At 69.0% G+C, this 25,260-nt stretch carries 20 protein-coding genes and 1 pseudogene; 8 read left to right on the top strand and 13 right to left on the bottom strand.

The genetic code is table 11. The features are described from left to right. Positions 1-25: 25 nt before the first annotated feature. Genes ACO07H_RS20210 through imuA form a run of 3 tightly spaced genes read right to left on the bottom strand, consistent with a single transcriptional unit; the run spans position 26 to position 5,449 of the window. The gene (locus ACO07H_RS20210) at positions 26-3,349 is read right to left on the bottom strand and encodes an error-prone DNA polymerase (protein WP_422017467.1); all 3,324 of its coding nucleotides are present in this window, start codon (positions 3,347-3,349) and stop codon (positions 26-28) included. A gap of 8 nt (positions 3,350-3,357) precedes the next feature. Then, positions 3,358-4,653 (bottom strand): Y-family DNA polymerase, encoded by a 1,296-nt coding sequence (locus ACO07H_RS20205; protein WP_422017465.1) that lies wholly within the window; start codon positions 4,651-4,653, stop codon positions 3,358-3,360. Further along, positions 4,622-5,449 carry a translesion DNA synthesis-associated protein ImuA gene (gene imuA / locus ACO07H_RS20200; protein ID WP_422017463.1) on the bottom strand — a complete coding sequence of 276 codons (828 nt, stop codon included), beginning with the start codon at positions 5,447-5,449 and terminating at the stop codon, positions 4,622-4,624. The genes ACO07H_RS20205 and imuA overlap by 32 nt, the downstream gene beginning before the upstream one ends. A 160-nt stretch (positions 5,450-5,609) precedes the next feature. Between imuA and ACO07H_RS20195 the strand changes: the two are divergent. Continuing rightward, positions 5,610-6,229, top strand: a pseudogene (locus tag ACO07H_RS20195) (IS5 family transposase). A gap of 12 nt (positions 6,230-6,241) precedes the next feature. On the opposite strand, the gene rfbC reads toward ACO07H_RS20195, so the two are convergent. The 8 genes from rfbC to ACO07H_RS20155 form a co-directional block, all read right to left on the bottom strand. Beyond that, the gene (gene rfbC, locus ACO07H_RS20190; protein ID WP_422017461.1) at positions 6,242-6,793 is read right to left on the bottom strand and encodes a dTDP-4-dehydrorhamnose 3,5-epimerase; all 552 of its coding nucleotides are present in this window, start codon (positions 6,791-6,793) and stop codon (positions 6,242-6,244) included. Positions 6,794-6,797: 4 nt separating this feature from the next. After that, entirely contained in the window at positions 6,798-7,691 is an 894-nt protein-coding gene (gene rfbA, locus ACO07H_RS20185; protein ID WP_422017459.1) for a glucose-1-phosphate thymidylyltransferase RfbA, read from the bottom strand. Positions 7,692-7,716: 25 nt separating this feature from the next. Then, entirely contained in the window at positions 7,717-8,598 is an 882-nt protein-coding gene (gene rfbD, locus ACO07H_RS20180) for a dTDP-4-dehydrorhamnose reductase (RefSeq protein WP_422017457.1), read from the bottom strand. Positions 8,599-8,683: 85 nt separating this feature from the next. Next, positions 8,684-9,742: a dTDP-glucose 4,6-dehydratase gene (gene rfbB, locus ACO07H_RS20175; protein WP_422017455.1), complete on the bottom strand. Its 1,059-nt coding sequence runs from the start codon at positions 9,740-9,742 to the stop codon at positions 8,684-8,686. 3 nt (positions 9,743-9,745) lie between these two features. After that, complete coding sequence (locus ACO07H_RS20170; RefSeq protein ID WP_422017453.1) at positions 9,746-11,179, bottom strand: mannose-1-phosphate guanylyltransferase/mannose-6-phosphate isomerase; 1,434 nt, start codon at positions 11,177-11,179, stop codon at positions 9,746-9,748. Between the two features lie 14 nt (positions 11,180-11,193). Then, entirely contained in the window at positions 11,194-12,216 is a 1,023-nt protein-coding gene (gene galE / locus ACO07H_RS20165) for a UDP-glucose 4-epimerase GalE (RefSeq protein ID WP_422017451.1), read from the bottom strand. Beyond that, on the bottom strand, positions 12,216-13,427 hold the full coding sequence (locus ACO07H_RS20160; RefSeq protein WP_422017449.1) for a hypothetical protein: 1,212 nt from the start codon (positions 13,425-13,427) through the stop codon (positions 12,216-12,218). The genes galE and ACO07H_RS20160 overlap by 1 nt, the downstream gene beginning before the upstream one ends. 22 nt (positions 13,428-13,449) lie before the next feature. After that, a complete protein-coding gene (locus ACO07H_RS20155) occupies positions 13,450-14,838 on the bottom strand; it encodes an undecaprenyl-phosphate glucose phosphotransferase (protein WP_422017447.1) in 1,389 nt (462 codons plus the stop codon). 132 nt (positions 14,839-14,970) lie between these two features. Between ACO07H_RS20155 and ACO07H_RS20150 the strand changes: the two genes are divergently transcribed. From ACO07H_RS20150 to ACO07H_RS20120, 7 genes are all read left to right on the top strand, one after another. Next, a complete protein-coding gene (locus tag ACO07H_RS20150; protein WP_422017445.1) occupies positions 14,971-15,501 on the top strand; it encodes a hypothetical protein in 531 nt (176 codons plus the stop codon). Beyond that, positions 15,498-17,060 carry a ubiquinone biosynthesis regulatory protein kinase UbiB gene (gene ubiB, locus ACO07H_RS20145; RefSeq protein WP_422017443.1) on the top strand — a complete coding sequence of 521 codons (1,563 nt, stop codon included), beginning with the start codon at positions 15,498-15,500 and terminating at the stop codon, positions 17,058-17,060. The genes ACO07H_RS20150 and ubiB overlap by 4 nt, the downstream gene beginning before the upstream one ends. Positions 17,061-17,126: 66 nt before the next feature. After that, positions 17,127-18,590, top strand: coding sequence for a sodium:solute symporter family protein (locus ACO07H_RS20140; protein ID WP_422017441.1), 1,464 nt, complete (start codon positions 17,127-17,129; stop codon positions 18,588-18,590). A 60-nt stretch (positions 18,591-18,650) separates the two neighbouring features. Next, positions 18,651-18,959, top strand: coding sequence for an FmdB family zinc ribbon protein (locus ACO07H_RS20135; RefSeq protein ID WP_422017439.1), 309 nt, complete (start codon positions 18,651-18,653; stop codon positions 18,957-18,959). Positions 18,960-18,970: 11 nt separating this feature from the next. Beyond that, on the top strand, positions 18,971-19,666 hold the full coding sequence (locus ACO07H_RS20130; protein WP_422017437.1) for a DUF502 domain-containing protein: 696 nt from the start codon (positions 18,971-18,973) through the stop codon (positions 19,664-19,666). 90 nt (positions 19,667-19,756) lie between these two features. Further along, positions 19,757-21,550 carry an aspartate--tRNA ligase gene (gene aspS / locus ACO07H_RS20125; protein WP_422017435.1) on the top strand — a complete coding sequence of 598 codons (1,794 nt, stop codon included), beginning with the start codon at positions 19,757-19,759 and terminating at the stop codon, positions 21,548-21,550. Positions 21,551-21,690: 140 nt separating this feature from the next. Next, entirely contained in the window at positions 21,691-22,497 is an 807-nt protein-coding gene (locus ACO07H_RS20120) for a CsgG/HfaB family protein (RefSeq protein ID WP_422017433.1), read from the top strand. A gap of 15 nt (positions 22,498-22,512) precedes the next feature. Here ACO07H_RS20120 and ACO07H_RS20115 read toward each other — a convergent pair whose 3' ends face one another. Then, a complete protein-coding gene (locus ACO07H_RS20115) occupies positions 22,513-23,361 on the bottom strand; it encodes a PEP-CTERM sorting domain-containing protein (protein WP_422017431.1) in 849 nt (282 codons plus the stop codon). Between the two features lie 24 nt (positions 23,362-23,385). After that, a complete protein-coding gene (locus ACO07H_RS20110; protein WP_422017429.1) occupies positions 23,386-25,098 on the bottom strand; it encodes a cyanophycinase in 1,713 nt (570 codons plus the stop codon). Between the last annotated feature and the right edge of the window lie 162 nt (positions 25,099-25,260).

Here is a 25,260-nt window from a genome sequence, read left to right as displayed (position 1 = left end):
TTGATGAACGGGTTTTCCCGTTGTCTTACCTGAAATCCCGACTCTCCGTCGGCAGCCTCCCCAGCAGCGGATTGAGGTTCTCGAACCCCCGCGCCAGCAGGTGCCGCACATCGCCATCGCCGCGCTGCCACACGCCTTCCACGGCCAGCAGCCGTGCGCCGAGGATGGTGCCGCGGTGCTCCTCGTACACCTTCGGCCAGACGATGACCTGCACGTTGCCGGTCTCGTCTTCCAGCGTGACGAAGAGGGTGCCCTTGGCCGTCTGCGGCTTTTGCCGGCCGGTGACGATGCCGCAGGCCTTGGCGCGGCGGCCGTTCTTGACGGCGTCGAGCTGCCGGGCGCTTAGCAGACCCTGCCTGGCCAGGCGCGGGCGCAGCAGTGCGAGCGGGTGGCGGCGCAGCGTGAGGCCGGTGGCGGCGTAGTCCCACAGCACCTCCTCGCCTTCGGCGGCGGCGGGCAGTTCCAGTTCGTCTTCGGGCAGCAGGCTGCCTTGCAGCAGCGCGGGCATGGCGTGCAGCGCCGAGGCCTGCCAGACCTGCTGGCGGCGGTGGCCGGCCAGCGACGTGAGGGCGTCGGCGGCGGCCAGGTGCTGCATGTCCTGCTGGGTGAGGCGGGCGCGCAGGGCCAGGTCTTGCGGGTGGGTGAATTCGCCTTGCTGCCGTGCCTGCTCGATGCGGTTGGCCGCTTCGTCGCCCAGCCCGCTGACCAGGCGCAGGCCCAGGCGCACGGCGGGCTGGTGCTGGCCGGGGCGGGGCTGCAGCGTGCAGTCCCGGTCGCTGTGGTTGACGTCGATGGCGCGCACCTCCACGTCGTGCCGGCGCGCATCCTGGATGAGCTGGCCGGGCGTGTAGAAGCCCAGCGGCTGGGAGTTCAGCAGCGCGCACAGGAAGGCCGCGGGCTCGTGGCACTTGAGCCAGGAGCTGACGTAGGTGAGCAGCGCGAAGCTGGCGGCGTGGGACTCGGGGAAGCCGTAGGACTGGAAGCCTTTGATCTGCTTGAAGATGCGCTCGGCGAAATCGTCTTCGTAGCCGTTCCTGCGCATGCCGGCGATGACTTTCTCGTAGTACTTCTCCAGCACGCCGGGGCGCTTCCATGAGGCCATCGCGCGTCGCAGTTCGTCGGCCTCGCCGGCGGAGAAGCCGGCCGCGATCATGGCCACCTGCATGACCTGCTCCTGGAAGATCGGCACGCCGCGGGTGCGCTTGAGGGCGGCCTCCAGGCCTTTTGGATACTCGATCTCGCCTTCCGCCTTGGCGCGGTTCTGGAGGTAGGGGTGCACCATGCCGCCCTCGATGGGGCCGGGCCGCACGATGGCGACCTCGATGACGAGGTCGTAGTAGTCGCGCGGCCGCAGCCGCGGCAGCATGGACATCTGCGCGCGCGACTCGATCTGGAACACACCGATGGTGTCGGCCGCGCAGATCATGTCGTAGGTGGCCGTGTCGTCCTGCGGGATGCTGGCCAGTTCGTAGGTCCGGCCGCGCCAGGGCGCGAGGAGGTTGAAGCAGCGCTTGATGGCGGTGAGCATGCCCAGCGCCAGCACGTCGACCTTCATCATGCGCAGCTCGTCGATGTCGTCCTTGTCCCACTCGATGACGCTGCGGCCCTTCATCGTCGCGTTCTCGATGGGCACGAGCCGCTCCAGCGACCCTTGCGTCAGCACGAAGCCGCCGACGTGCTGGGACAGGTGGCGCGGCAGGCCGTTGAGCTGGCGGCCCAGCGTGATGAGCTGCTGCAGGCGCGGGTCATCGTCCGGCAGGCCCAGCTTGCGCAGCAACTCGGCGCGGTGGTCCTCGGGCAGCACCTGGGTGGACCAGCCGCTGTGGTGCTGGCTCATCAGGTCCAGCTGCGCTTCGCTGAAGCCCAGCGCCTTGCCCACGTCGCGGATGGCGCTCTTGGGCCGGTAGCAGATGACGACGGCGGTCAGCGCGGCGCGGTCGCGGCCGTACTTGTCGTAGAGGTACTGGATGACCAGCTCTCGGCGCTCATGCTCGAAGTCCACGTCGATGTCGGGCGGCTCGTTGCGCTCGCGGCTGATGAAGCGTTCGAACAGCAGCGTGCTTTGCGCCGGGTCGACCGAGGTGATTTCGAGGCAGTAGCAGACGACGCTGTTGGCCGCCGAGCCGCGCCCCTGGCAGAGGATGCCCTGGCTGCGCGCGAACCGCACGGTATCGGCGACGGTCAGGAAGTAGTGCTCGTAGCGCAGGTCTTCGATGAGTTCGAGTTCGTGCTCGATGCGGCCCCGCCACTCGTCCGTCAGGCCATCGGGCCAGCGCTTGGCCGCGCCTTCGTAGGTCAGCGTGCGCAGATGCTGCATGGCTGTGAGGCCCGGCGGGATGACTTCGCTGGGATAGCGGTAACTGATCTCGTGGAGGCTGAACGTGCAGCGCGCCGCCACCTGCACCGTCTCCCGCATCAGGGCCTGCGGGTAGATGCGCGAGATGCGGTAGCTGCTGCGCAGATGCCGCTCCGCATTGGGCTGCAGGTCGAAGCCGCAGTCGGCCACGGTGCGGCCCAGGCGGGTGGCCGTCATCACGTCCTGCAGGGCCTTGCGCGAACGCACATGGAAGTGCACGTCGCCGGCCGCCACCAGCGGCAGGGCGGTTTCGTCGGACAGCGCCTGCAGCCGCTGCAGCCACAGCGCGTCGCTGGCCTCGCGCAGCAGTTCCACGGCGATCCAGGCGCGGCCGGCGAAATGACGCAGCACCCAATGCGCCGCCGGCGCCAGTTCGGCATCGGAGGCTTCTCGCGGCAGCACCAGCAGGGCCAGGCAATCGCTGAGGTGCTCGGGCGCGAGCTGGCGCCAGGTCAGCGTGTACTCGCCCTTGACCGGGCTGGCGCGGCGCAGCCGGGTGATGAACTGGCTGAGGTTGCCGTAGCCGTTGAGGTTCTGCGCGATCAGCACGAGCTTGAAGCGCGGCGCGCCGGCGTCGTCGCGAACCAGGAACTCGCTGCCGATCAGCAGCTTCATCAGCGGGGGCTGGGCGATGTCGTCGGCCGGCAGGCCGGCTTGCCGGGCCTCTTCCCTGAGCGCGTGGTGCGCCGCCTCGCGCATCTCACGCAGCTGCTTGTGCGCGCGCACGACGCCGGCCAGCGAGCATTCGTCGGTGAGGGCCAGGGCCTCGTAGCCCAGCTCGCAGGCGCGCGCCACCAGTTCGGCCGGCTCCGACGCACCGCGCAGGAAGCTGAAGGCCGACAGGCAGTGCAGCTCGGCGTAGCGCGGCAGCTCGCCCCCCGTGCCGGGGCGCGGTGATGAGGGGGCCCAGCCATCCGCCACGCGCCGCAGCTCGGCCTCCGAGTCAATGCCTTGCTGGCGCAGCAGCGCCCGCCGCTCGTCGCGGTCTGACATGGGCGGCGTCATGCGAACACACCGTGCAGGAACCAGCCCGTGGAGGCCGGCGCGGTCGACGAAGGCCGCTCGTGATAGACCCACAGCAGCCCGCGCGCGGCGCTGCGGTAGACGAAGTAGTCGCGTGCCTGCATGCCGCCCTGCCCCTCCCACCAGCCGGCCTCGACGCGGTGTGGCCCGCTGATCAGCGTCAAGGGGCCGCAGCAGGTGGGCTGCTCGCGGGTGTCGGCGCGCAGCGGCTGGGGCGGCTGGACGAGCCAGGTGGGCTGAGGGCCGCAGGGGCGGCGCCGGGCGATGGCCGGCGGCGCAGGCCAGGGCTGCCAGCTTTGCATGTGATCCAGCCGATGGTCCTCGTGCAGCCGGCCTTCGCACACGCGGCCGGCGCCCAGGCGCACGGACAGCCGCTCCAGCAGCGCGTGGGTCGTCGTGCGTTCCAGCGGGTCGCTGGGGCCGGGCAGCAGGCTGGCACTGCTGTCCTGCAGCGGCAGCACGGTGTCGGCACTGAGGCTGATCTCGCCGGCCGGCGCGGCCAGCGTGGTGCGCGACAGGTGCTCGGCCAGCAGCCGTGTGAGCCGCCGCATGTCGCGCGTGGTGTCGGCGGTGGCCAGGGTCAGCTCGCCGCTGCCGGCCACGTCGCGGGCGCGCATCGCGTCGTGCTGCCAGCCCAGGCGCAGCGTGCGCACGCCGGCATGGCGCGCAGCGAGGAAGGTGCAGAGCTGGCGCAGCAGCGTCTCGGCGAAGTGCAGCAGCACCGGCGCGTGCTCGACCCGGTAGGGCAGCTCCAGCCGCGCGTCGAAGCGCTCGGGCAGCACCAGCCAGGTGTGCACCTCGGGCAGGTCGCCATAGGCCTGGTCGAGCGCGGTCAGCAGCGCGGGGCCGAAGCGCCGGGCCAGCGCCGGGCGCGGCAGCCGGCGCAGCTCGCCCAGGCGCTGGCAGCCCAGGCGCGCCAGCATGGCGTGGTGGGCGTGGGCGGCGCTCAGCGCGCGCAGCGGCAGCGCGTCCAGCCGCTCGCTGAGCCGGCCCTGCGCCGACGCGGGCGGGCAGCGTGCCAGTGCGAGCGAGGCCAGCGCAGTGGGCGCCCAGGCCAGCGCGCCCAGGGCCAGGCCGGTCAGCGCGGCCTGGGCCTGCAGCCGTTGGCGCAAGGCGCGCGCGCCGCCGAACAGGCGCAGGCTGGCCGACACCTCGGCGACGACCGCGTCCTCCAGCCGCGCCACGCGCGGCGTGAAGCCCAGCGCCAGCCAGGCCAGCGCGTCGCGGTCGCTCGCCGGCGCCTCAGGCGGGCAGCACAGGCAGAGCCAGCGCATGTGGGCGCTCCGTCGGTGAGCCAGCCGGCAGGGGCAGGGGTGCAGGGGCCGGCGGCGGCGGGCGCTGCCGCCGCGCGGCCGTCAGCAAGGGGTCGATGGCGCCGGGCACGGCCGGCAGCGCCAGCCAGCCCTCGTGCGCGGGCCCGCGGCGCTTGAGCACGTGCACGGCCAGCGTCCAGTCCTCGCCGGGCTTGGCGACCAGCCGAAGCGGCGCCGCGGAGGACTGCTGGCCCACGCGCTCCGGCCGCATCAGGAAGACGGGCGCGTCCGAGCTCAGCGCAGCGACCTGCAGCCGCCGGATCTGCTCGGGCCGGGCCTCGGGCAGCCAGGCCAGCACGGCGACGCGCGACTTGATGGCCTGTTCGGCGGCCCACAGCTGTTCGGCCGGCGTCTGGGCCGCCACCCAGATGAAGGCCGATGGCGGCAGGCCCAGTGCCTGCAGGCCGGGCAGGTGGGGGGTGTGGGGCGGGTTGATCAGCAGCAGCGTGCGCGCCGCTGGCGCTGGCGCGGCGCGCCGCCCCGCGCTGGGCGCGGGCAGCGCCTGCGCGGCCCACCACGCGCGCAGGCCGGGCGCCAGCAGCCGCCACTCCAGCACGCCGGGCTGGGCCACCAGCAACTCGACAGCAGCGCCCGTGGGCCATCCGCCACCGGGCAGTTCCGCGTCCAGCGCGGCAAAGCCGCTGGGCAGCGTGGGCGTTGCAGGGGTGCCCATGGCGCTGCCTCGCCACAGCTGGCGATGCAGCAGCGGCAGCGCCAGGGGTGGACGAGCGGCAGTGGCCGGGGCGATGGAGGGCATGGGCTGAAGATGAGGCGGGGCAATGACTGTATGTTTATACAGTATTGATGGCAAGCTGCCGCACTCTCCAACGCGCTGCCGCAGGCCGTCTCGGGGCAAACACGTCCTAGGATCTGTTAACACCAATTGCGCCGAAGCGGTTCGCTGGGATAGCGAGTGCATGGAGATCACGGCAGCCCAATTCGAGTTGATTGAACACTGTCTGCCCAGGCAGCGCGGCAACGTCAGCCTGACGAATCTGCAGGTGCTCAATGCCATCCTGTACGTCGCCGAGCACGGCTGCAAATGGCGTGGCCTGCCCAAGCGCTTCGGGAACTGGCACACGATCTACACACGCATGAGCCGATGGGCGAAATCGGGCGTGCTGGATCGAGCCTTCAAGCAACTCCAGCAAGCACAGGTGGTGCAAATCAAGATCGAGGCCGTGTCGCTGGACAGCACCAGTGTGAAGGGGCATCTGGACGGCACTGGGGCGCCAAAAAAAACGGTCCTCAAGCTATCGGCAAATCCCGTGGTGGGTGGAACACCAAGAGCCACCTCCTCGCTGCGGACGCGCGCACGGCCATGACCTTCTCGCTGTCGCCCGGACAAGCGCAGGACGCGCCAGAAGGCCGCGAGTTGCTCAAGCGGCCCTCGCACTTGCTCATGGACCGCGCCTACGAAGGCGACGCGACCCGCCAACTGGCGTTGGACTTGGGCTTCATTGCCGTCGTGCCGCCGCTCGACGTCATGTTCATCGCCTTCATCTGCTTCGCACTCATCGCAGATGGCCTTCGATAGTGTTGACAGGCCCTAGTCGAAGGCCCTGGCAGCGCCCAGCAAGGGCGCCGCGACATCCTTGGCTGAAAGCTGCGGTGTGATGCCGTGCAGCGGCCAGGCGATGGCGACCGTGGGGTCGTCCCAGCGCACGGCGCCCTCGAAGTCCGGTGCGTAGGCGCCGCTGGTCTTGTAGAGGAAGTCGGCGCTCTCGCTGAGCACCAGGAATCCATGCGCGAAGCCCGGCGGGATCCACAGCTGGCGCTGGTTCTCTGCCGACAACTCGTAGCCAACCCAGCGGCCGAAGTTCGGGCTGGACTTGCGCATGTCCACCGCCACGTCGAACACGGCGCCGCTCACGCAGCGCACCAGCTTGCCTTGCGCGTGCGGATCGAGCTGATAGTGCAGCCCGCGCAGCACGCCGCGCGTCGAGCGCGAATGGTTGTCCTGCACGAAGTGCACGGCATGGCCGACCGCAGCGTTGAAGCGCGCCTCGTTCCAGCTCTCCAGGAAGAAGCCTCGGGCGTCTCCGAACACCTTGGGTTCGATCAGCAGGACTTCGGGCAGGGCGGTGGGCGTGGCTTGCATGGGATCAGAAGACGCGTTCGGTCAGCAACTTGAGCAGGTATTGGCCATAGCCGTTCTTGGCCAGCGGCTTGGCCAGGGCTTCGAGCTGCGCCGCGTCGATCCAGCCGGCGCGAAACGCGATCTCCTCGGGGCAGGCGACCTTCAGGCCCTGGCGCTTTTCCAGCGTGGCGATGAACTGGCCGGCTTCCAGCAGGCTGTCGTGCGTGCCGGTGTCCAGCCACGCATAGCCGCGGCCCATGATCTCGACGCTGAGCTGGCCCTGGCGCAGGTACTGGGCGTTGACGTCGGTGATCTCCAGCTCGCCGCGCGCGCTGGGCTTGATGGCGGCCGCAATGTCGCAGACCTGCTCGTCGTAGAAGTACAGGCCCGTGACGGCGTAGTTGCTCTTCGGCGCCTTGGGCTTCTCCTCGATGGACAGCGCCTGCTGTGCCTTGTCGAACTCGACGACGCCATAGCGCTCGGGGTCGGTCACGTGATAGGCGAAGACGCTCGCGCCGCTGTCGCGCGCCGTGGCGCTGCCGAGCAGGCCGGCGAAGTCGTGGCCATAAAAGATGTTGTCGCCCAGCACCAGCGCGCTGGGCGCGCCGCCGACGAAATCGCGGCCGAGGATGAAGGCCTGCGCCAGGCCATCGGGGCTGGGCTGCACGCAGTAGCTGATGTTCAGGCCCCACCGTGAGCCGTCACCCAGCAGGGCCTCGAAGCGCGGCGTGTCCTGCGGCGTGCTGATCAGCAGGATGTCGCGGATGCCCGCGAGCATCAGCGTGCTCAGCGGGTAATAGACCATGGGCTTGTCGTAGACCGGCAGCAGTTGCTTGCTGACGGCCAGCGTGGCCGGGTGCAGCCGCGTGCCGGAGCCACCGGCCAGGATGATGCCCTTGCGGGTCTTGGTGCTGCTCATGCGCGGGTCTCCGGGAGGGTGTCGCTCAAAGGATCTCGGCCAGCATGCGTTGCACGCCCAGCTGCCAGGGGGGCAGGTGCAGGCCGAAGGCGTGCTCCAGCTTGGCGCAAGCCAGGCGCGAGTTCAGCGGGCGCTGTGCGGGTGTCGGGTAGTCGCTTGTCGGGATGGCAAAGATCTGCTCCGGCGCGACCCGGATGTTGACGCCGCGCGCACGCGCGAATTCGATGACGAAGCGGGCGTAGTCATGCCAGCTCGTCGCACCGCCGGCGACGGCGTGGTACGTGCCGGTGAGCGCCGGGTTGACGCGCGCGGCACGCAGCATCGGCACGGTCAGGTCGGCCAGCAACTCGGCGCCGGTGGGCGCGCCGATCTGGTCGGCGATCACCTTGAGCTGCTCGCGCTCGGCGGCCAGGCGCAGCATGGTCTTGGCGAAGTTGCCGCCGCGTGCCGCGTAGACCCAGCTGGTGCGCAGGATGAGGTGCTGGCAGCCGCTGCTGCGGATGGCGTCCTCGGCCTCGGCCTTGGTGCGGCCATAGACGCTCAGCGGCGCGATGGGGGCCTCCTCGTCGCGGGCGTGGCTGCCGCTGCCGTCGAAGACGTAGTCGGTCGAATAGTGGACGAGGAGGGCGCCGGTGCGTCGGGCCTCGATGGCCAGCAGCGCCGGGGTCCTGGCGTTGATCTGGCGCGCGAGTTCAGGCTCGCTCTCGGCCTTGTCGACGGCCGTGTGGGCCGCGGCATTGACGATGACCTGCGGTGCGATGGCCTGCACCTTGGCGAGCAGCGCATCGGGCTGCGTGAAGTCGCCGCCGTCGTCATGGTCCATCGCCACGACCTCGCCGGCCACGGCCAGCGAGCGCTGCAGCTCCCAGCCGACCTGGCCGCCCTTGCCCAGCAACAGGATTTTCATGTCGACCTCTCGCGCGATGCGTGCATCGGGTCATCCCCGGATGTGATGCGTGGCCGGCCCGGCGCGGCCCGGCGCCCGGTCATGCTCATGCCGTGTACTGCTTGGCGACCCAGTCCTTGTAGGCGCCGCTCTGCACGCGGGCAACCCAGTCGGGATGGTCGAGATACCACTGCACCGTCTTGCGGATGCCGCTCTGGAAGGTCTCGGCCGGGCGCCAGCCAAGCTCGCGCTCGATCTTGCGGGCGTCGATCGCGTAGCGGCGGTCGTGGCCGGGGCGGTCCTTCACGTAGGTGATGAGGCGTTCGTACTTGCCGGCGGCGTCGGGGCGCAGTTCGTCGAGCAGGCCGCACACCGTCTTGACGATGTCGATGTTGGCCATCTCGTTCCAGCCGCCGATGTTGTAGGTTTCGCCGAGCCGCCCGCCGGCCAGCACGGCGCGGATGCCGCTGCAATGGTCCGTCACGTACAGCCAGTCGCGGATCTGCTGGCCGTCGCCGTAGACGGGCAGCGGCTTGCCCGCGAGGGCGTTGACGATCATCAGCGGGATCAGCTTCTCGGGGAAGTGATAAGGCCCGTAGTTGTTCGAGCAGTTGGTCGTGACCACCGGCAGGCCGTAGGTGTGGTGCCAGGCGCGCACGAGGTGGTCGCTGGCGGCCTTGCTGGCCGAGTAGGGGCTGTTGGGCTCGTAGGGATTGGTTTCGGCGAAGGGCGGGTCGCTGGGCTTGAGCGAGCCGTAGACCTCGTCGGTCGACACGTGGTGGAAGCGGAAGGCCTGCCGGTCGCCATCCGCCAGCGCCGTCCAGTAGGCCCGCGCCGCTTCGAGCAGCGTGAAGGTGCCGTCGACATTGGTGCGCATGAAGGCGCCGGGGCCGCTGATGGAGCGGTCCACATGGCTCTCGGCCGCGAAGTGCACGATGGCGCGCGGCTGGTGCGTGGCCAGCAGCGAGTCGACCAGCGCGCGGTCGCAAATGTCGCCCTGGACGAAGCTGTGGCGCGCGTCACCGTCGAGCGCCTTCAGGTTCTCGAGGTTGCCTGCGTAGGTCAGCACGTCCAGGTTGACCACGGGCTCGTCGGATTGGCGCAGCCAGTCCAGCACGAAGTTGCTGCCGATGAAGCCGGCGCCGCCGGTGACCAGGATCGTCATGGCTCAGGTCCGCCCGTACGTGTCTTCAAACCTCACGATGTCGTCCTCACCCAGGTAGGAGCCGGACTGCACCTCGATGATCTCCAGCGGCACCTTGCCCGGGTTGGCCAGACGGTGGGTCTGGCCCAGCGGGATGTAGGTGGACTGGTTCTCGGTCAGCAGGATGGTCTTGTCGCCGTTGACGATCTCAGCCGTACCGCTGACGACGATCCAGTGTTCGGCGCGGTGGTGGTGCATCTGCAGGCTCAAGGACGCGCCCGGCTTGACCATGATGCGCTTGACCTGGAAGCGCTCCCCCGAGTCGATGCTGTCGTACCAGCCCCAGGGGCGGTGCACCTTGCGGTGCAGCGCATGCTCGCCACGCTGCTCCGCGCCCAGGCGGTTGACGATCTGCTTGACCTCCTGGCTGCGCGAGCGGTCGCTGACCAGCACCGCATCGGCCGTTTCGACGACCACGATGTCGTCCAGGCCCACCACGCCCACCAGGCGGCTGGTGGCATGCACCAGCGTGTTGCGGCTGTCGGCGAACAGCGCATCGCCGACGCTGGCGTTGCCGTGGGCGTCCTTGTCGGCCACCTGCCAGACGGCTTCCCAGGCGCCGAGGTCGTTCCAGCCGGCGTCCAGCGCCACCATGCGCAGCGCCAGGTCGGTGCCGGGGCAGCGCTCCATGACGGCGTAGTCCACCGATTCGCTGGGCACGGCCGCGAACTCGGGCTTGCCGGGGCGCACGAACTTGGCGTCGGTCTTGCGGGCTGCCCAGGCGGCGCGTGTGGCGGTGGCGATGTCGGGGCGGAAACGCTCCAGCGCCTTCATCCAGACGCTGGCACGCAGCACGAACATGCCGCTGTTCCAGTAGTAGTCGCCTGCGGCCAGGTAGCGCTCGGCCGTTTCAAGGTCGGGCTTCTCGACGAACTGGGCCACGGCCAGACCTGCCGAGTCGCCGGAGGTCCGGATGTAGCCGTAGCCCGTCTCGGGCCTGTCCGGCGTGATGCCGAGGATGCTGATCGCGCCCTCGGCGGCGATGCGCACCGCTTGTTGCAGTGCGGCTGTGAAGGTCTCAGGCTGTGTGACGGTATGGTCTGCCGGCGTCACGACCAGCACGGGGTCGTTGCCATCTTCCAATGCGGCCAGCGCTGCCAGAGTCAGCGCTGGCGCCGTATTGCGCCCCAGAGGTTCCAGCAGCACGCTGCTGGGCTCGATGCCGGATTCGCGCAACTGGTCCAGCACGAGGAAGCGATGCTCCTCGTTGCCGACGATGCAGGGACCTGCCAGCTCGAACTCCGGCGAGGCCAGCGCGGCCAGACGGCGGGCGGCGAGCTGGAACAGGCTTTCGTTGCCGGACAGCACGAGGAACTGCTTGGGGTAGCCGGCGCGGGACAGCGGCCACAGCCGTGTGCCGGAGCCGCCAGCCATGATGACGGGTTGGACCTGGATCATTGCGTGTCTCCGGCTCAGGCCGGGTGGAATCCGTGGGGGTTGAGGTGCTGCCAGCGCCAGCTGTCCTCGCACATGCGGGCGAGGTCGAGCGAGGCCTCCCAGCCGAGCACCTCGCGTGCGAGCGCCGGGTCGGCCCAGCAGGCGGCCACGTCGCCGGAGCGGCGCGGGACGATCTCGTAGGGCACGCTGCGGCCGCTGGCGGCCTCGTAGGCGCGCACGAGATCCAGCACGCTGTAGCCGCGGCCGGTGCCGAGGTTGACGGTCAGCGAGCCCGGGTTGGACAGCAGCCGGCGCAGTGCGGCGACGTGGCCTTCGGCCAGGTCGGTCACGTGGATGTAGTCGCGCACACCGGTGCCGTCGGGCGTGGGGTAGTCGCCGCCGAAGACGGAGAGCTTGGTGCGCCGGCCCACGGCGACCTGGGCCACATACGGCATCAGGTTGTTGGGCAGGCCGCGCGGGTCTTCGCCGATGCGGCCGCTTTCATGGGCGCCGACCGGGTTGAAGTAGCGCAGGCAGGCGGTCTGCCAGGACGGATCGGCGACACCCACGTCGCGCAGGATCTGCTCGCCCATCAGCTTGGTGGCGCCGTAGGGGTTGGTCGACGACGTGGGGGCGTCCTCTCGCAGCGGCAGCGCCTCGGGGGCACCGTAGACGGTGGCACTGGAGCTGAACACGATGCGCGTGCAGCCATGGCGCTTCATGACCTCGCAGGTGTTGACCAGACCACCCAGGTTGTTGCGGTAGTAGGCCAGCGGTTGGCTGACGGATTCGCCCACCGCCTTGTAGGCGGCGAAATGCACGACAGCCCCGGGCTTGTGGCGGCTGAAGATTTCATCCATGGCCGCCGCGTCGCACACGTCGGCGCGTTCGAATTCGATGGGCGCGCCGGCCAGCTCGGCCAGCCGCTCCAGCACCACCGGTGAGCTGTTGGCGAAGTTGTCGACGCCGACCACGCGGTAGCCCGCCTGCTGCAGCGCCAGCCAGGTATGGGACGCGATGTAGCCGGCTGCGCCGGTGAGCAGGATGGTGGTGGCCATCAATACACCAGCATCTGGCCGGTGCAGCCGTAGCTGCTGGCGCTGAACGCGTACTGCGTGATGTTGCTTTCCCGGTTGGCACGGTTGTATTGGCAGCCCAGGCTCACGCTGCGCGAGAACGCCCACTGCACACCGACGTTGTACGTGTTGTTGTTGTCGAAGCTCTCGACAGCACTGGCTGCCGAGTCGCTGGTGCCATGACTTCGGCTCCGAATGGCACCCGCGTTCAGTGAGACCTTTCCAGTCAGCGCATATCGGCTGTTCAACTGCCAAGTGGTGTAGACCCGGTTCACGTCTGCCGTCTGAGCCAGGGTTTCCTGGCCGCTGTCGCGGGTGTACTGAAGGTTCAGCAGCACCTTGGACGTCGCCTGCCAGTTCCAGCCGATGGCCCCGGTCGTGCCACGGAAATTGCGCTGACCGGCCGATGCCGGGTCGTAATTCGTACGGCTGGTGCTGATGCGCGTGTTGAGCGTGCTGCTGCCGCCAGCGTTCCAGGCTGTCGTGAAGTCGAGATCGTCGCGCTTGTAATCAAGCGCCAGGCTGCCAACGCGGAAGCCGAACAGATAGACCGGGTAGCGCGGGTAGGTGCCATCGGTGCGTCGTGCCACCAGCCCGAGGCGCACATTGCCGCCCGGCATGGCGTAGATGCCGAAACTGCCGGCGTTCTGACGGTAGGTGAACTGGTCGTAGACGGCGTTGCTGAAGTTGCGTTCGCGCCGGCTTGCGCTGGCTTCGAGCGAGTACCTCGTACCCATGCCCAACCGCACGACAGCGGTGTAGTCTTCGTTGCGTTCGGTGTTCTTTTCGAAGTAGGGCTGCGTACCGCTACCGAGGTTGAACTGTGCCAGCGACTGGGTTGACAGCGCGCTGAGCGTGCCGGAGAGATTCCCCACGGTCTGCCATTCCAGCGCCCCCTTCAGTGAATAGGAGCGGTTGTTCAACGCCCTGTTGTCGGCATAGCGGTTGTCCTGCAGCGAGCCGTCGAACGTCAGATGCTGGCGGCCCAGCCGCGTGTCCACGCCGGCCAGCAGGCCGGCGCTGGTGACGCGGTCGCTGTTGGAGCCGGTCGACAGGCGGTAGACGTTGGACACCTGTGTCACGCCCAGCGAGGCGCCCGCATAGAAGGGTGCCGTGTCGTTGGTCTGGGCCGCAGCCGGCAGCGCCAGCAGGGCGGCCACGGCCAGGGCGGCAGCACGCAGGGGATGGCGCATGTCGGTGCAGGTCTCCGAGGGGTCAGTAGGCATAGCGGTCGAAGATCACCAGCCTCACGGTGCGCAGGATGATCTGCAGGTCGAGGCCCAGCGACCAGTTGCGCAGGTATTCCAGATCGTATTCGACGCGCGCCTTCATCTTGTCGATGGTGTCGGTCTCGCCACGCATGCCGTTGACCTGGGCCCAGCCGGTGATGCCGGGCTTGACCTTGTGCCGCACCATGTAGGCCTTGATGAGCTTGCGGTACTCCTCGTTGTGCGCGACCGCATGCGGGCGCGGGCCGACGATGCTCATGCGGCCCTGCAGCACGTTCACGAACTGCGGCAGTTCGTCCAGCGACGTGCGGCGGATGAAGGCGCCGAAGGGCGTGATGCGCGGGTCACCCTTGGTGGCCTGCTTGACGATGTGGCCATCGTCCTGCGTGCGCATCGAGCGGAACTTGTAGACGATGATCTCTTCGCCGTCCAGCCCGTTGCGGCGCTGCTTGAAGATGATGGGCCCCGGCGAGCTGAGCTTCACGCCGAGCGCGACGGCCAGCAGCACTGGCGAGATCACCACCAGGATCAGCGAGGCCAGCACGACGTCGCTGACGCGCTTGATGAGCTGGTTGGTGCCGGTGAAAGGCGTTTCGCAGATGCCCACGACCGGCACACCGGAGATGTCTTGCAACCGGCCCTGGATGATGCTGATGCCGAACACGTCCGGCACGAAGAACAGCGACGCCGTCGTGCCCTGCACCTGCTCCAGCAATTCCACGATGCGCGGCTGCGAGCCCAGCGGCAGCGTGATGTAGACCTCGCGGACGCTCTTCTCGCGCACGAAATCGCTGAGGCCGGACAGCGGACCGAGCAGTTCGGTGCCTGCGTCGGGGTGCAAGCGATTCGCGCTGCGGTCGTCGAAATAGCCCAGGCAGATGACGCCCTGCGACTCGCGCAGCGCCCGCCCGAGCTTGTTGCCCAATGGCCCGGCGCCGACGACGACGGCCGTGCGGCGGGCGCTCGGGTCCCGGCCGCGCCATTGCTGGACGCGGCGACCCGCATTGACCGCGGCGATCTGCACGAGGGGGGTGATACCCGCCCACCACATCAGCACGTTGTTCTCGAAGTAGTGCAGGCTGTTCGTCGCGTAGCCGCACAGCATCAGGATGCCCAGCAGCACCAGCCAGGACGACAGCACGTCCACCAGCGCGCTGGCCGGGTGGTCGTTGAAGCGGTTGCGGCCCGGGAAGGTCAGCGCGAAGACCAGCAGGCACAGCGTCAGCGTCGGGCGCAGCACCGGCTCGTCGAAATACGCGCTGACGGCGAGAAACGTTGCGACGATGATGCCGGGCTCGAGAAACGCGGCAATCAGGGACTCGACCGACTGCGGCGCGCTGTAGAACGTCCTCTTGTAGCTTCGGTCCTCGAACATCGTGGCGGGGTCTCTGGCCCGCCGGCATGGCCGGCGGTTGGCTGAAAGTCGGTCCGGGATTCTCCACCAACAAATTTGATGATCACCCCCGGACCGTCCCCTGTTCAGGGTCCGCTGCCTACAATCTTGCACATGTCCGCCTCCTGGCCCCCTTTCCCGTCCCTGTCGCCGCTGCTGATACCGGCCCTGCAGGACCGCCTCGTGCTGCTGATCAACCACGTCGTGTCGCGGGAGCCCGTCGCCGCGCAGCGGCTGCAGCCGCTGGCGGGCCGCGGCCTGGTCGTGCACCTGGCGCGCTGGCCGGCGTTGCTGCCGGCGGCACCCGATCTGGTGCTGGGCGTGACGCCGGCCGGCCTGTTTGAGCGCCTGGACGCGCCGCCGCCCGGCGCTGGTGGCCTGCGCATCGAGATCGACGCGTCCAACCCTGCCAAGCTGGCGCTGGGCGCGCTCAGCGGCGAGGCGCCGACGGTCAGCGTGCAGGGTGACGCCGCCTTTGCCGGTGAGATGCACTGGCTGATGGACAACCTGCGCTGGGACATCGAGGACGACCTGGCCGGCATCGTCGGCCCGCTGGCGGCGCGCCAGTTCGGCCAGTTCGGCCGCGCGCTGCGCCGCACACTGTCGGGCATGGCCGCGCGCATGGCGCCCGCGGGCAGCGCATGAGGTTTGTCTCGCGGCTGCTGGTCATTCTGTGGACGGTCTGGCGTTTCGGTCTCGATGACCTGGCCTTGTCCGGGCTGCGCCGGCGGCGCTTTCAGGTCCTGAGGCGCGCCACGCGGCTGGGGCGTCGCTGGCAGGAGCCGCGCGGCGTGCGGCTGCGCCTGGCGCTGGAGCGGCTGGGGCCCATCTTCGTGAAGTTCGGCCAAGTGCTGTCGACACGGCGCGACCTGCTCCCCGCCGACGTGGCCGAGGAACTGGCCCGGCTGCAGGACCGCGTGCCGCCGTTCCCCGCGGCGCTGTCGCGCGAGATGGTCGAACGCGCCTTCGGCCGGCCGTTGCAGGAGCTGTTTGCCACGTTCGACGCCGAGCCTGTGGCGAGCGCCAGCATCGCGCAGGTGCATTTCGCGACCTTGAAGGACGGCCGCGAGGTCGCCGTCAAGGTGTTGCGCCCCGGCATGCTGGACATCATCGACGACGACCTGTCGCTGATGCGCCGGTTGGCCGTGTGGATCGAGCGCTTCTCGGCCGACGGCCGGCGCCTGAAGCCGCGCGAGGTCGTCGCCGAGTTCGACATGTACCTGCATGACGAGCTGGACCTGGTCCGCGAGGCCGCCAACGCCGCCCAGCTGCGCCGCAACATGCAGGGCCTGGACCTGGTGCTGGTGCCGGAGATGCACTGGGACCTGTGCACGCCCGAGGTCATCGTCATGGAGCGCATGAAGGGCGTGCCCATCTCGCAGCTGCAGACGCTGCTGGACGCCGGCATCGACATCAAGAAGCTGGCGCGCGACGGCGTGACCATCTTCTTCACGCAGGTCTTTCGCGACGGCTTCTTCCACGCCGACATGCACCCGGGCAACATCCAGGTCAGCCTGGCGCCCGAGACCTTCGGCCGCTATGTGGCGCTGGACTTCGGCATCATCGGCACGCTGACCGAGGTGGACAAGGACTACCTCGCGCAGAACTTCATCGCCTTCTTCCAGCGCGACTACAAGCGCGTCGCCGAGCTGCACATCGCCTCGGGCTGGGTGCCGGCCGAGACCCGCGTGGACGCGCTGGAGAGCGCCGTGCGCGCCGTCTGCGAACCCCACTTCGACCGGCCGCTGAAGGACATCTCGCTGGGCCAGGTGCTGATGCGCCTGTTCCAGACCTCGCGCCGCTTCAACGTCGAGATCCAGCCGCAGCTCGTGCTGCTGCAGAAGACCCTGCTCAACGTCGAGGGCCTGGGCCGCCAGCTCGACCCCGAACTGGACCTGTGGGCCACGGCCAAGCCCTTCCTGGAGCGCTGGATGAACGAGCAGGTCGGCTGGCCGGCGCTGAACAAGCAATTGCAGAAAGAAGCGCCACGCTTCGCGCAGCTCATCCCGGCGCTGCCGCGGCTGCTGCACGACGCGCTGAAGGCGCAGGCCGCCCGGGGCGGCGATGCCCAGCTGAAGGCCCTGGTGCAGGAGTTGCGCAGCACCAACCGGCTGCTGTCGGGCCTGCTGTGGGGTGCGGCCGGCTTTGCCTTGGGCGTGCTGATCGCCTGGTTGACGGCGCGCTTTCTGGGCATCAGTCCCTAGTCCGTCGCCGACCCGGCGCCTTCATAATCCGCGCCAATTTTTCCCGTCGTCCGGCCCCGGAACTCCATGAACACCACGCTGATCGTTTTCGTCGTGCTCTACCTGCTCGGCACGCTGGGCATCGGCGTCTGGGCGGGCACGCGGGTCAAGAACACGGCCGACTTCGCCGTCGCCGGCCGCAGCCTGCCGCTGGTCATGGTCATCACCACCACCTTCGCGACCTGGTTCGGTGCCGAGACCGTCATGGGCATCCCGGCCAAGTTCGTGCAGGGCGGCCTGGGCGCCATCGTCGAGGACCCGTTCGGCGCCGGCCTGTGCCTGGTGTTCGTGGGCCTGTTCTTCGCGGCCAAGCTGTACAAGAAGAACCTGCTGACGATCGGCGACTTCTACCGCCAGCGCTACGGCAAGGGCGTCGAGATCTTCTGCTCGCTGGCCATCATCCTCAGCTACCTCGGCTGGGTGGCCGCGCAGGTCACGGCGCTGGGGCTGGTCTTCAACATCCTGACCAACGGCGCGATGAGCGCCGAGATGGGCATGATCGTCGGCCTGGCGGCCGTGCTGGTCTACGTCGTCATCGGCGGCTTCCTGGCCGTGGCCTGGACGGACTTCATCCAGATGATCGTGCTGGTCGTCGGCCTGTCGGTCATCGCCGTGTTCTCGGCCGACCTGGCCGGCGGGGCCGGCGTCGTGCTGGACCTGGCCGTGCAGAAGGACCTCGGCAAGTTCTTCCCGGAGCCCACGTTCACGCAGATCGCCATGTTCCTGGGTGCGGCGCTGACCATGATGCTGGGCTCCATCCCCCAGCAGGACGTGTTCCAGCGCGTCATGTCCGCCAAGGACGCGCAGACCGCCCAGCGCGGCGCCATGATCGGCGGCTTCAGCTACATCGCGTTTGCCTTCGTGCCCATGTTCATCGTGCTGGCGGCGGTGGCCGTCATGGGCGACAAGGCGCTGGACCTGGCCCAGAACGACTACCAGCGCGTGCTGCCCACCTTCATCATGGGCCACATGCCGCTGCTGATGCAGATCCTGTTCTTCGGGGCGCTGCTGTCGGCCATCAAGAGCACGTCGTCCGCCACGCTGCTGGCGCCGACGACGAGCTTCGTCGAGAACATCCTCAAGCAGATCCGCCCCGGGATGAGCGACAGGCAGCAACTCGTCGCGATGCGCGTCACCCTGGTCATCTTCGCGCTGGCCGTGCTCGCCTATTCCATCGCGCTGCAGGGCACGCCCATCTACGAACTCGTCAGCGCCGCCTACCAGGTGACGCTCGTGGCCGCCTTCGTGCCGCTCGTGTTCGGCCTGTACTGGCACCGCGCAACGACCCAGGGCGCGGTGGCGTCCATCTTTGCCGGCGTGGTGGTCTGGGTGAGCTTTTTCCCGCAGATCTCCACCTGGGGCGAGTTCTTCCCGGGGCAGCTCGCCGGCCTGCTGGCCGCGCTGGTCGGCATGGTCGCGGGCTCGCTCGCGCCCCAGGTGCTGACGGACCGTCGCGAGCACGTCAGCCACCATCTGCCGCCTCACGGTTGAGCCGGTCCGCTTAAAATCGCGGGCTTTGCGCCTCTTCACCGCAATCGCGAGCCCGACACCATGCCGATTTATGCCTACCGCTGCAGCGCCTGTGGCCACGCCAAGGATGTGCTGCAAAAGCTTTCCGACGCGCCACTGACCACCTGCCCGGCCTGCTCGGCAGAGAGTTTTTCCAAGCAGGTGACCGCGGCCGGCTTCCAGCTGAAGGGCTCGGGCTGGTACGCGACGGACTTCAAGGGCGGCAGCGCCGCCGCACCCGCCGCCGCTGCCGCTGCCGATTCGGCGGCCGCTCCCGCCGAAGCACCCAAGGCCGAGGCCTCGGGCGGGGCGTCGTCCACGGCCTGCGGCGGCTCCTGCGCCTGCCATTGAAAAAGGTCCCCGTGGGCGCATCACTCCGCAAATACCTGGTCGCCGGCCTGCTGGTCTGGCTGCCGCTGGCCATCACCATCTGGGTGCTGTCCCAGGTGCTGGACGTCGTCAACGGCGTGTTCGGCTCGCTGCTGGCCGCGTTGGCGCTGATCGTGCCGGCGTCGCTGCGCGAGGGGCTGCTGGAGCTGCAGCACGTGCCGGGGCTGGGCCTGATCATCCTGGCCAGCGGCCTGCTGGCCACGGGCGTGTTCGTCGCCAACATCTTCGGCCAGTGGCTGCTGCGCCAGTGGGACCGGCTGATGTCCCACATCCCCATCGTCAAGAGCATCTACAGCTCGGTCAAGCAGGTGTCGGACACGCTGTTCTCCAGCAGCGGCAATGCGTTCCGCGAGGCGGTGCTGGTGCAGTACCCGCGCGAGGGCAGCTGGACGATTGCCTTCGTCACCGGCACGCCCAGCGGCGAGGTGGCCTGCCACCTGGCGCAGGAGCACGTCAGCCTCTACTTGCCGACGACGCCCAACCCCACGTCGGGCTTCTTCCTCATCGTGCCGCGCGCCGACGTCCGGCCGCTGCAGATGACCGTGGACGAGGCACTGAAGTACATCATTTCCATGGGCACGGTCGCGCCGATGGCGCATGCCACCGACCCCTGCGCGGCAGCCGGCGAGCTGGCGCCGGATTCGCAGAACGCACCGCGAAATCTGTAGGGTTGGGCGCCCCGGCAGGCGTTCAATCCTGAGAGCCGAGCGAGCTCATCAGCGCCCCCAACACTCAAGCAAAGATTCCGGAGAAACCTCATGCGTACCTGCTATGCCGGCCAAGTCAGCGAAAAGCTGCTCGACCAGACCGTGACCCTGATGGGCTGGGCCCACCGCCGCCGCGACCACGGTGGCGTCATCTTCATCGACCTGCGCGACCGTGAAGGCCTCGTGCAGATCGTCTGCGATCCCGACCGCGCCGACAGCTTCAAGATCGCCGAGGACGTGCGCAGCGAATACTGCCTCAAGATCGTCGGCAAGGTGCGCGCGCGCCCGGCCGGCACCGAGAACGCCAACCTCGTCAGCGGCAAGATCGAGGTGCTGTGCCACGAGATCGAGGTGCTGAACCCGTCGGTGCCCATCCCGTTCCAGATCGATGAGGAGAACCTCAGCGAAACCACGCGCCTGACCCACCGCGTGCTGGACCTGCGCCGCCCCTACATGCAGAACAACCTGATGCTGCGCTACCGCGTGGCGATGGAAGTGCGCAAGTTCCTGGACGAGCACGGCTTCGTGGACATCGAGACGCCCATGCTCACCAAGAGCACGCCCGAAGGCGCGCGCGACTACCTGGTGCCCAGCCGCGTGCACGACGGCCATTTCTTCGCGCTGCCGCAGTCGCCGCAGCTGTTCAAGCAGCTGCTGATGGTGTCGGGCTTCGACCGTTACTACCAGATCACCAAGTGCTTCCGTGACGAGGACCTGCGCGCCGACCGCCAGCCCGAATTCACGCAGATCGATATCGAGACCTCGTTCCTGACCGAGGAAGAGATCCGCTCGATGTTCGAGGGCATGATCCGCCACGTGTTCCGCAAGGCGCTGAACGTCGAGCTGGGCGACTACCCGACGATGAAGTACGCCGAGGCCATGCACCGCTTCGGCTCCGACAAGCCGGACCTGCGCGTCAAGCTCGAATTCACCGAGCTGACTGACGCGATGACCACGGTGGACTTCAAGGTCTTCTCCGGCCCGGCCACCACGCCGGGCGGGCGCGTCGTCGCGCTGCGCGTGCCCAAGGGCGCATCCATGAGCCGTGGCGAGATCGACGCCTACACCGAGTTCGTCAAGATCTACGGCGCCAAGGGTCTGGCCTGGGTCAAGGTCAACGAAGTGGCCAAGGGCCGCGAGGGCCTGCAGTCGCCCATCGTCAAGAACCTGCACGACGAGGCGGTGGCCGAGATCCTCAAGCGCACCGGCGCGCAGGACGGCGACCTGCTGTTCTTCGGCGCGGACAAGGCCAAGGTCGTCAACGACGCCATCGGCGCACTGCGCCTGAAGGTGGGCCACAGCGAGTTCGGCAAGGCCAACGGCCTGTTCGACGACGTCTGGGCACCGCTGTGGGTGGTGGACTTCCCGATGTTCGAGCACGACGAGGAGAACAACCGCTGGGCGGCCGTGCACCACCCGTTCACGGCACCGAAGGATGGCCACGAGGACCTGATGACGTCGGACCCGGGCAAGTGCATCGCCAAGGCCTACGACATGGTGCTCAACGGCTGGGAGCTGGGCGGTGGCTCGGTGCGTATCCACCGCGCCGAGGTGCAGGCCAAGGTCTTCGAGGCACTGAACATCAGTGCGGAAGACCAGCGCATCAAGTTCGGCTTCCTGCTGGATGCGCTGCAATACGGCGCGCCCCCGCACGGCGGGCTGGCCTTCGGCCTGGACCGCATCGTCACGATGATGACCAAGGCCGACTCCATCCGCGACGTGATCGCCTTCCCCAAGACCCAGCGCGCCCAGTGCCTGCTGACCGGCGCGCCGTCGCTGGTCGACGAGAAGCAACTGCGCGAGCTGCACATCCGGCTGCGCAACGCCGCCGTTGCAGCACAGTAAGCGGCATTGCCTTTGGCGAACCGGCCCCGTTTCGGCGGGGCTTTTTTACGTCCGTTGCGGCGTTGGCTGTCCCCGATTCCTAGGGCATCGCCGCAGCGCAGCCGGGCGAGACTGCGGCTCCTGTCGTTGAGGTGTCCCGAATGAAATTCCGCGCCGTTGCTGCACTGTCTGCCGCCATCTCCTGTCTACTGCTCGCCGGCTGCGGCAAGTCTTCCACCTCGCTGGGCGAGGGCGGTTCGGTCGTCAGCGGCTCGGCCGGCCCCTCCGGCGCACACAACGCCAGCCGCGAGCTCGTCAAATGCGACGCCCCGGTCGCGACGCTGGCGCTGGTCGAGAATCCCAACGGCTACGCCTATGCCAGCAGCTATCAGCTGCCGTCCAGCCCGGTGCCGCTGGTGCGGCTGATGGCGCAGCAGAGCGGGTGCTTTCGCGTCGTGGACCGCGCGGCAGGTCTCAAGGCCACCCTCCGCGAGCAGGAGCTCAAGGACGCCGGCATCCTGCGCCAGCAAGGCAACACGGTGCACAAGGGCCGCGGCTACGAAGCCCAGTTCAGCCTGACGCCCAGCCTGACCTTCAGCGAGCGTGACGCCGGCCGCCAGATCGGCGGCATCCTGCAGGCCATTCCCTACCTGAACAAGCTCGTCGGCGCAGCCGAGCAGGTCAAGCTCAAGCAGGCGCAGGCCGCGCTGCTGCTGACCGACAACGAGACGACCGAGCAGGTCGCCGCGGCCACCGGTTCCGTCGAGGTGGCCGACCTGGGCGTGAGCGGTGCGCTGATCGGCAAGCTGGGCGGCGCGGCCGGCGCGGGATGGAGCAACTCCAACGAGGGCAAGGTCATCGCGGCGGCGTTTCTCGACGCGCACAACCAGCTCGTCGCCCAGGTGCGCGAACTGCAGGCCCGCGACCTGCCGCCTCGGGTGGCGACCCGGCGCGGGCAGGGCGGCTAGGGCAGATGCCGGGGCTCAGCGGGCGGCGCGGCGGCGCAGCCAGGCGGCCAGGCCCAGGCCTCCCAGCAGCAGGGCAGCGCTGGCCGGCTCGGGCACGGCAGCGACCGGCGCCGCCGTGACCCAGATGCGGTCGATCTGCAGGCCGGTGTCGGTCCGGCCGCCCAGCGTGTAGTCGCCGCTGACCGACAGGCGCAGCGAGTTCACGCCCGCGGTCAGCGAATCCACCGCGGCGTAGCCCAGGCCCTGGAAGCCGGCGCCCGCGTCGTAGAACAGGCCGTAGCTCAGGCTTTGCAGGTTGACGTCCAGGCGCACCGTCAGCGGGCCGCTGCTGAGCAGGCCGAAGCTGGCGCCGCCCGCCAGGGCGGTGCCGTCTCCATAGGGGTCCACGCCGGCGCCGAGGCTCAGACCCGAGCCGCTCACGCCGAAGCTGAACTCGGCGGTGCTGAAGTCGTTGCCCTCGATGAAGGCGAGCGTGAAGGTCGGCGTGTGGCTGCCCGGTGCGGTGAAGTTCCAGCTCGCGAACGTCGTGTACAGGCTGAGCACGCCGGTGCTCACGGTGCCGCCCGGGTAGGGTCCGAAATCGGCATAGGCGCTGCGCGTACCGCTGCCGCCCAGGCCGGCGTTGCGGATGTCCAGCAGGCCGGCACCGTCGGTGGCCAGGCCGCTGATCGCCACGTCCCAGCGGCCGCCCGCGCCGTCCACGCCGCTGCCGCTGTTGGCGGTGGTGTTCAGCGCGGTGGCGGCGGCCTCGGAGAAGGTCCAGTCGGCGATCGTGGTCTGGGCCGCGGCGGCGCCGCTGAGCGCCAGGGCCAGCAGCGCGGCGCCCGCGGCGCGCGCAGCAATCAGGTTGAGGTTCTTGCTCATGGTGTTCGTCCTCGGCAGGTCGGATCAGTAGGGGTTGGCGGGCACGACGCCTTCGACGTCGATGACGCTGCCGGGCTGGGTGGCCAGGCCACGGGCGAAGTCATAGCTGCCTCCCGGGGCCAGCTTCACGCGCTGCACCTTGCGGTAGACCAGCGGCAGGCCCGGGCTGACCTGCACGCGCTGCGTGGCGCGCCGGTCCTCGGCCAGGATGTAGCCGCTGCCGGTGGTGCCGGTCTGGCGCTGGAAGCTGCCGACGTTGTTGGCGTTGATGAAGAGCGACGTGCCTTCGTCCAGCCCGACGCCGAAGATCAGCGAGCTGCGCGCGTCCTGGCGCAGGCGCGCCATGAAGGTCAGCAGCCGGCCCATGCGGTCGCGGTTGGCGAAGTGGGGCTCGGGGATGAGGTTGAAGCCCTGGGCGAGGCCGAACAGGTCGGTGTTGTTCAGGACGACGCTGGCGCGGTAGGGGTTGGCCACGGCCTCGGCGCTGGTGACTGCCAGGTTGGCGCCCGGGTCGTACATCCATTCACCGGTCACCACCATGCCGGCGGAGGTGCCGCCGACGACGGCGCCGCGCTTGTAGGCCGAACGCACCGCCTGCGCCAGCGCGGTACCCCGCCAGAAGTCGAGGTACTGGGACTGGTCGCCGCCGGCCATCCAGACCAGGTTGGCCTTGGCGACCGCGTCGGCCACGTAGTCGCTGTTGGCCTTGGCGCGGCTGTCGACGATCAGCGTCTCGACCGAGTTGGGCTGCAGGCCGGCCTGCAGCTCGGGCGGCAACTGGGCTACCAGATCGCTGTACAGATAGCTCTGGTAGCCATTGCCGCCGGCCGCGCGCAGCACCACGATGTCGCCGCCGTTGACGATGGGGTAGGCCCGCGCGGTGAAGGCCGCGTCGACCTCGGCGCCGCCGCCCATCAGCAGCAGGGCCGGGCCGCCCACGGGCGCCTTGTTGGCCTGCACCGGGTTGCCGCTCAGGAAGGTGACGAGGTTGGACGGTTTGCCGGGGCGGCCGTTGGCCGGCGGCAGGATCGTCACGGGCAGTTCGCCATAGGCCACCGAGATGCTGTCGACCAGCGGCGCGACGTTGTTGGTGCCGGGGAAGTTGCCGCTGGCCGCCAGGTTGACATGCGAGACGGTGCGCGACACGGCCGTGGCGCCCAGCGGGCCGGTGACGGTGCCGCTGACGCCGCCCGCCACGGCATAGCTCACGGTGTAGGTGGCGGGGCTGGCGGTCTTGTCCAGCTTGAGCGTGACGGTCAGCGGCCCGGGCAGCGCCAGCGGCAGGCTGACCGCATTGGCGGTGAAGTCGGTCTGGGCGTCACGCGCGAGCAGCGTCACACCGGTGGTGGTGGCGGTGAACTGCACATCGGCCACCAGCGAGCTGGACGTGGAGGCCGCGCTGCGGAAGCCGAAATTCAGGATCGGCCGGGTCGAGCCGCTCGCGGCGCCGTTCCTGATGTCCCAACCCTGGAAGACGATGGTGGCCGCGTAGACGCCGCCCTCGGCGATGTTCAGCGGCGCATAGCTGGACGCCACGCTGGTGCTGTTGTAGCCGATACGCAGCGCGCCGCTGCCGGTGGTGGCCGTGTTGGCGATGCCGGCCGTCCATTGCGAGCCCAGGGGCACGCCGTTGGCGACGGCCGTGAGCGCGGTACCGGCGGGGTCGTTGAAGTCCCACTGCTGGGCCAGGATGGGCTGTGCGCCTGCCTGGGCGGCGAACAGACAGCCCGCGAGCATGAGCGCGGCAGGGTCACGGGGCCTGCAGAAATCACGGAGGAATTTCATGTGGGAGCCACCTTTCTTGGAGTTCGGGCAATGACGACGGGTCGCATGGTGGTCGGCGGCCTGCGCGGCCGCACCCATGCAAACCAGGGGCACGGCCAAGCGCTGAAAGTTTTG

Source organism: Roseateles sp. (assembly GCF_965229315.1).
Classification (GTDB): Bacteria; Pseudomonadota; Gammaproteobacteria; order Burkholderiales; family Burkholderiaceae_C; genus Pelomonas.
The sequence above is the reverse complement of the archived record's forward strand: the minus strand, read 5'-3'. Positions and strand labels throughout refer to the sequence as shown.